This window comes from Mizugakiibacter sp., assembly GCF_039680435.1.
Taxonomy (GTDB): Bacteria; Pseudomonadota; Gammaproteobacteria; order Xanthomonadales; family Rhodanobacteraceae; genus Mizugakiibacter.
The window spans coordinates 21,155-27,495 of the sequence record NZ_JBDKSX010000122.1 but is presented as its reverse complement, the minus strand read 5'-3'; the positions used below and the strand labels follow the sequence as shown (position 1 = coordinate 27,495).

Genomic DNA, 6,341 nt, shown 5'->3' with positions numbered 1-6,341 from the left:
GGGCTGCGGCGGCGCGCCGTCGCCGCCGCCATCGCCGCCGAAGATGTTCTTCAGTTCCTGCCAGAAGCAGTGCTCCTCGTCCTGCGGCGCGTAGCCGACGACGAACGGCAACTGGCGCGCGTCGGGGCAGACCTGGTCGGTGCGGTGGCCGCTCTTCGGATCGATCCAGGCGAATTCGAGGCCGGGACCGGGGTCGGTGGACAGCGGCTTGGTCGGCAGCCGCTGGAACAGCTTTTGCCACACGCGCAGGCCGCCGGTGGCGCCCCACAGGCCGGTCGTCTTGTTGTCGTCGCGGCCGACCCAGGCCACCGCGAGGCGGTTGCCGGTGAAGCCGGCGAACCAACTGTCGCGCTGGCTGTCGCTGGTGCCGGTCTTGCCGGCGGCATGCAGCCAGGCGAGGTTGGAATTGGCCAGCACGCTCGCCGTGCCGGACACCGCGACCTGCTGCATCGCGTAGGTGGTCAACTGCACGGCCTGGTGGTATTCGCCGTTGCCCGGCTTGACCTCGTAACGCTTGAGCGGATGCCCCTGGCCGTCCATCACGCCGCGCACCGACAGCAGCGGCAGCGCGTGGCCGCCGGAGGCGAGGTACTGGTAGATCTGCGCCACCTGCAGCGGCGACAGGTCGACCGCGCCGAGCAGCAGCGACGGATTCGGGTTGACGTCCTTGAGCCCGAGCGACTGCAGCAGCGCCTTGACGCGATCGACGCCGAGATCGAGGCCGAGGTGCACGGTGGCGAGGTTCATCGACTCGGCCAGCGCCTCGATCAGCGGCACCTCGCCATGCTCCTCGTGGTCGTCGTTCTGCGGCGACCACTCGCGGCCGTCCGGCTGGCGCAGGCTGACCGGCGTGTCCGACAGCAGCGAGGCCAGCGAATAGCGCTGCGGCTGCGCCAGCGCCACCAGGTACACGAACGGCTTGACCAGCGAACCGATCGGCCGCTGCGCCATCAGCGCGCGGTTGAAGCCGGGATCGCCGGGGTCGCGGCTGCCGACCACGGCGAGCACGCTGCCGCTGTCGGCGTCGGTGACCACCGCGGCCGCCTGCATCGTCTCGCCGCGCTTGCCCATGCCGTCCAGCGTTTCCGCGATCGCGCGCTCGGTGTAGAGCTGCGCGGCCGCATCGAGCGTGGTGAACACGGCGAGCCCGCCGCCGCGCAGCGCCTGCTCGTCGAAGTCGTTCTGCAACTGCGCGCGCACCAGGTCCATGAACGCCGGGAAGCGGTTCGCCGGCAGTTGCGGATTGGCGCTGACGCCGAGCGGCGCGGCCTGCGCCTGCTTGAGCTGGGCGGCGTCGATCAGGCCGGTGGTGAAGAATTCCTGCAGCGCCAGGTTGCGCCGCGCCAGCGCGCGCTGCGGAGAGCGGCGCGGATCGTAGTAGCTCGGCCCCTGCACCATGCCGACCAGCAGCGCGATCTCCTGCGGGCGCAGCGCCTGCAGCGGACGGCCGAAGTAGAACTGGCTGGCGGCGGCGAAGCCGTGCACCGCCTGCGCGCCCTGCTGGCCGAGGAACACCTCGTTGACGTAGGCCTCGAGGATGCGCGACTTGTCGTAGTTGGCCTCGATCAGCACCGACAGCAGCGCCTCGTTGAGCTTGCGCACCAGGTTCTGGTTGCGGTCGAGGAACAGGTTGCGCACCAACTGCTGGGTCAGCGTCGAGCCGCCCTGCACGACGTGGCCGGCGCGCAGGTTGGCGAACGCGGCGCGCAGGATCGCGCTCAGGTCGATGCCGTGGTGGCTCTTGAAGTCGCGGTCCTCGACCGCCTGCAGGCCGGTCAGCAGCAGCGGCGGCACTTCGCCGAGCTTGACCACCTGGCGCTCCTCCTGCTCGGCGCCGTACAGCGTGGCGATGCGCGCCGGGTCGAGGTGGGTCTCGCGCAGCGCGCGGCCGGCGGCGGCGTCGCGCAGGGTGGCGACCTGGCCGTGCGCCAGGGTCAGCTCGATGCGATGCGGTAGCTCGCCGCCGTCGGGGCCGGCATAGCCGCGCGAGGCGATCGCGTAGCGGCCGCCGCTCTTGGCCCAGGTGCCCGGCAGGCGGCCCTGGCCGTCGCTGGTGTAGCCGGCGAAGGCGAGTTCCAGCTCGAGCGCGTCGGCGTTCATCGGCTCGCCCGGCGCCAGCAGCAGCGGGCGGGCGTAGACGCGCGTCGGCACCGAGAACACCAGGTCGCCGAAGCGCTCGCGCACGCGACCGTTCAGCACGATCGTGTAGGGCACGAGGAACCCGGCGGCCACGCCGAGCAGCAGGAACATCGGCTTGTGCAGGACCCGCCAGGCGACGGCGCCAACGGCCAGGCTGCGTTGCAGGAACGGCGACAAGGACTTCACCCGCAGTCAAACCGGAGCAGTTTAGCCGAAGGCCGCAGGCCGTTTCCCTGACGCACGCACGCCATTCCGCGTCCGTACATGCAACCCGTGGCCGCCGCCGGACCGCACCGCCCTCGCCGACCCCGAGGCTGGCGGCGCCCGCGGGCGGCGCGCGGGCCGCTGGCGGGCGGATCGCGGGCAGGCGCGGCGCGCCCGCCCGCCCCGTTTTCCTTCCGCCGCAGGGGAGGCACGGAATGCGCGCGCCGCCGCGGGGCGGAATCGCGGCGGCTTCGCCCTGCGCGCTAGGAGGACGCGCCCGGGTACGGACCGAGCCGCCCGCGCAGACCGTCGGCGATGCCGCGCAGCATGTGGCGCAGGTTGGCGCGCCGCGGCGCGAGCAGCAGCCCGAAGATGGCCAGCTTGAGGCCCAGCCGCGGCAGGTCCTGCGCGATCCACACCCGCGGCGTCTGCGGCAGGCGGTACAGGAACACGCGGTTGCGCATCATGTAATAGAGCCGCAGCGGCCCGTGCACCGCCAGCGTGCCGAGCAGCGGCAGCCGCCGGTGCGCGTCGCCGAGGCGGTGCTGCATGGTCGCGGCGCCCACGCCGTACAGCCGGTAGCCGCGGGCGCGCGCGCGGAACGACCACTCCATGTCGACGTTGTCGATGAACAGGCGTGCGTCCATCGGACCGATCGCGTCCAGCGCGTCCAGCGCGATCAGGCAGCCGGAGGTGATCAGGAAATCGCACTCGATCGCGCCGCCATCGCCCGCATGCAGCTTGCGGTTCAACGGAAAGCCGATGCGCACGAACGGCGCCGGCACGCCGGTGCGCGCGTCGCGATACGCCGGCCCCACCGCCGCCGCACGCGCCGGCCCGCGCAGCGACGCCAGCGCGGCGGCGAGCGTCGCCACCATGTCCGGCGCCGGCAGGCTGTCCTGGTCGAGCAGCAGCGCGGCGCCGCAACCCGCGGCGCGCAGGCGCTCGATGCCGAGATTCAGCGCGGCGGCCAGGCCGACGTTCTGCGCCTGGCGCAGCACCTCGACGTCGACCTCGCCCGCATGGCGCGCCAGCAGCGCGTCGAAGGCGGGATCGCGGCTGGCGTTGTCGACGATCACCAGCCGCGCGACCTGCGGGCGCACGCGCTCGATCAGCGCGGCGAGCACGGCGGCCTCGGGACGGTAGGTGACGATCACCGCGCCGACTCCGAGCGACGACGTCGATGTATGCGTCGAATCCCTTGCCTCGATTCCGCTCATTGCGTCTCCGGCACGCACGGCACGCCCGCCCCACTTTCTGCCCTCACCCCTGCCCCCAGGAAAGGCCTGAACAAATCGACTGACGTCATGCCCGCTTTCGCGGGAATCACGGCTTTTTCAGAGCCCTCTAATCCCCCCGCAGCAGGTCGCGCAGCATCGAGCGCAGACCGTTGGAGTAGCGGCCGTAGGCGCCGCCGCGCGCCTCGCGCAGCACCGTGCCGATGCGCGCGAACCCGCGCGGCGGCAGCGCGGCGCGCAGGCGCATGTGGCGGGCCTTGTCGCGCGCCCCAGCCAGGCATGCATCCGGCACGCGCGCGCCGAGTCCCTGCAGCCGCGTGCCCAGCAGGTCCATGCGTGCCGCCAATCCGTGCAGCGTCTCGGGACGCAGCCGGCGCAGATCCTCGAACTTGTCGGCCAGGCCGCGCCGGCGGATGCCGATCTGGTTGCCGCCGTGCTGGCGATAGTCGATCAGCGTGTCCTCGATCGCATCGACGGTGCCGGTGGCGGCGGCGATCAGCGCCAGCCATTCGTCGTGCACCAGCTCGGGCGGGAACGGCCGCGCCGCGGCGAGCAGTTCGCGGCGCAGCGCGACGGGGGCGCCGGTGACGAGGTTGCGCCGCCGGAGCACGTCGAAGCCGCGCCCGGCGTGCAGCGCGTCCAGCTCGGCGCGGCGCGCCTCCAGCGCGCGGAACAGGGTCATGCCGGTGGCGTGGCCCTGCGCGTCGACCAGGCGCGCGTCGGAATGCAGCAGCAGCAGGTCGGGGCGCCGCTCGAACTCGGCGGCCATGCGCGCCAGCTTGTCGGCGCGCCAGACGTCGTCCTGGTCGCACGGGAACTGCAGCGCGCCGCGCGCCGCGGCCAGCGCCTGCTCGAAGTTGCGCACGTAGCCGAGGTTGGCCGCGTTCTCGATCAGCACGACCTCGACGCCGCGCTGCGCGGCGCGCGCGCGGAACGCGCGCAGCCGCGCGCGGGTGTCGTCGGCGGAACCGTCGTCGGCGATCACGATCTCGTCGGGGCGGCGCTGCTGGCCGAGCAGGCTGTCGAGCTGCGCGTCGAGGTACGCCGCGCCGTTGTAGGTGCACAGCGCGACCGAGATCGTCAGCGGTTCCGCCACGGGCGCGTGCATCAGCCGCCCGCGCCGGCGAGGCGCTGCGCCAGCGCGCCGACGCGCGGGTCGTTGGGTTCGAGGCGCCGCGCCAGATCCAGCGCGATGCGCGCGTCCTGCAGGCGGCCCTGGTCGGCGTCGAGGGTGGCACGGTCGAGCCAGGCCTGGGCGAGGCGATGCTTCAGCGGCTGCGCGGCGGCGTCGCCCGGCGACAAGGCGTCGAAGGTGGACAGCAGGTCGGCGGCGCGCTCGAGCCGGCCCTGCGCCAGCGCCTGGTCGAAGAGCTGCGCCGCGCGCTGCGGCAGCGCCTTCAGCCCCGCCTGCGCGGCGGCGTTGTCGCCCTCGATGGCGAGCGCGGCGCGGTACTGGTCGTAAGCGCTGGTGCCCGGCGGCAGCATCAGGTCGCCGTTGCGCGCCGCGGCCTGCGCGGCGTGCACCAGGCGCAGCACTTCGGCCTGCTGCGCGGCGGTGAGCCTGGGCCGCTCGGCGGCGATCGCCGCCTGCTCGCCCGCCTCGCGCAGGCGTGAGCGCGCGGCGGCGAGGTCGGCCGATTTCGGCGCCAGCTTCTCGGCCTGGTCGAGCAGGCGCGCGGCCTCGTCGCGATGGTCGTCGTCCAGCGCGGCGCTGGCCTGCACGATCAGCGCCTGCGCGACCTGGCCGAGGCCGGCGCGGGCGCGCGCGTTGTCGGGATCGACGGCGAGCACGGCGTTGAACTGCGCCAGCGCGTTGTCGTCGCCCTCGCCGCTGAAGCGGCCGGCGCGCAGGAACGCTTCGCCGTCGGCGAGCCGCTTGTCCTGCGCGGCCTGGGCGTCGCGCTCGGCCTGCGCCAGCGCGGCGCGCAGGCTGGGCAGGTCGCCGTAGTTCGGCAGCAGCGCGGTGAGGCGGTCGGCGATCTGCGTGGCGCCGGCGCGGTCGCCCTGCGCCAGCGCCGCGCGCGCCTGCTGCGCCAGCGCGTCGCCGATGCGGTCGAGGCCGTGCCTGGCGACGGCGTTGCCGGGGTCGGTGGCGAGCGCGCGGCGGTAAAGCGCGGCGGCGCCGTCGTCGCCGTCGAGGCGGCCGTCGGCGAGTGCCTGCTGGGCGCGTTCGACCAGCGCGTCGAGCGCGCCGCTGCGCGTGCGCTCCGCGCGGATCGCCTGCGCGACGCGCTCGACCTCGGCGCCGCCGCCGAGCAGCGCGCGCGCTTCCGTCAGCGCCGCGTCGGCGTCGTCGAGCCGGCGTTTCGCCAGCGCCTCGCGCGCCTGCGCAAGTTCGGCGGCACCGACGTTCTTCAGGCCTTGCAGCGCATGCTCGTTGTCGGGTTCGAGGGCGCGCGCGGCCTCGTACAGTTCGCGCGCGCTGTCGCCGGCGCTGCCGTCGAGCTTGCCGGCGGCGAGCGCCTGGTCGGCGCGCGCCAGCACGGAATTCAGCTCGGTGCGCGGCAGCAGCCCGCGCAGGCCGTCCTGGTGGACCACCAGCCAGCTTCCGACGGCCAGCAGCAGCACCGGCAGCAGCCACTTCCACCACTGCCGGCGCGGGCCGCGCGCGGGCACGGGCGCGGGCCGGCGCGCCGGCGCATCGGCGACGATGCGGGGCAGGCCGTCGTCGGGCGCGGGTGCGTCGACACGGTCGAGATCACCGATGGTGGGTTCGGTGCGGCCGCGCGTGGATGGATCATCTCGTCCGGCCATGGCTTT

At 74.0% G+C, this 6,341-nt stretch carries 4 protein-coding genes; all 4 read right to left on the bottom strand.

Going from position 1 to position 6,341, the window contains the following annotated elements; all coding sequences use genetic code 11:
• A partial coding sequence (gene mrcB, locus ABFC67_RS13085; protein WP_346738477.1) for a penicillin-binding protein 1B occupies positions 1-2,250 on the bottom strand: 2,250 nt, incomplete at its 3' end.
• 356 nt (positions 2,251-2,606) lie between these two features.
• Entirely contained in the window at positions 2,607-3,563 is a 957-nt protein-coding gene (locus ABFC67_RS13080; protein ID WP_346738475.1) for a glycosyltransferase family 2 protein, read from the bottom strand.
• A gap of 127 nt (positions 3,564-3,690) precedes the next feature.
• Complete coding sequence (locus ABFC67_RS13075; protein ID WP_346738474.1) at positions 3,691-4,689, bottom strand: glycosyltransferase family 2 protein; 999 nt, start codon at positions 4,687-4,689, stop codon at positions 3,691-3,693.
• Complete coding sequence (locus tag ABFC67_RS13070; protein ID WP_346738473.1) at positions 4,689-6,335, bottom strand: hypothetical protein; 1,647 nt, start codon at positions 6,333-6,335, stop codon at positions 4,689-4,691. The genes ABFC67_RS13075 and ABFC67_RS13070 overlap by 1 nt, the downstream gene beginning before the upstream one ends.
• Positions 6,336-6,341 lie beyond the last annotated feature (6 nt).

What these genes read in the sequence shown, in the direction of transcription:
- ABFC67_RS13080 (WP_346738475.1), bottom strand. Translation starts at nt 3,563, where the DNA reads ATGAGCGGAATCGAGGCAAGGGATTCGACGCATACATCGACGTCGTCG.
- ABFC67_RS13075 (WP_346738474.1), bottom strand. Translation starts at nt 4,689, where the DNA reads ATGCACGCGCCCGTGGCGGAACCGCTGACGATCTCGGTCGCGCTGTGC.
- ABFC67_RS13070 (WP_346738473.1), bottom strand. Translation starts at nt 6,335, where the DNA reads ATGGCCGGACGAGATGATCCATCCACGCGCGGCCGCACCGAACCCACC.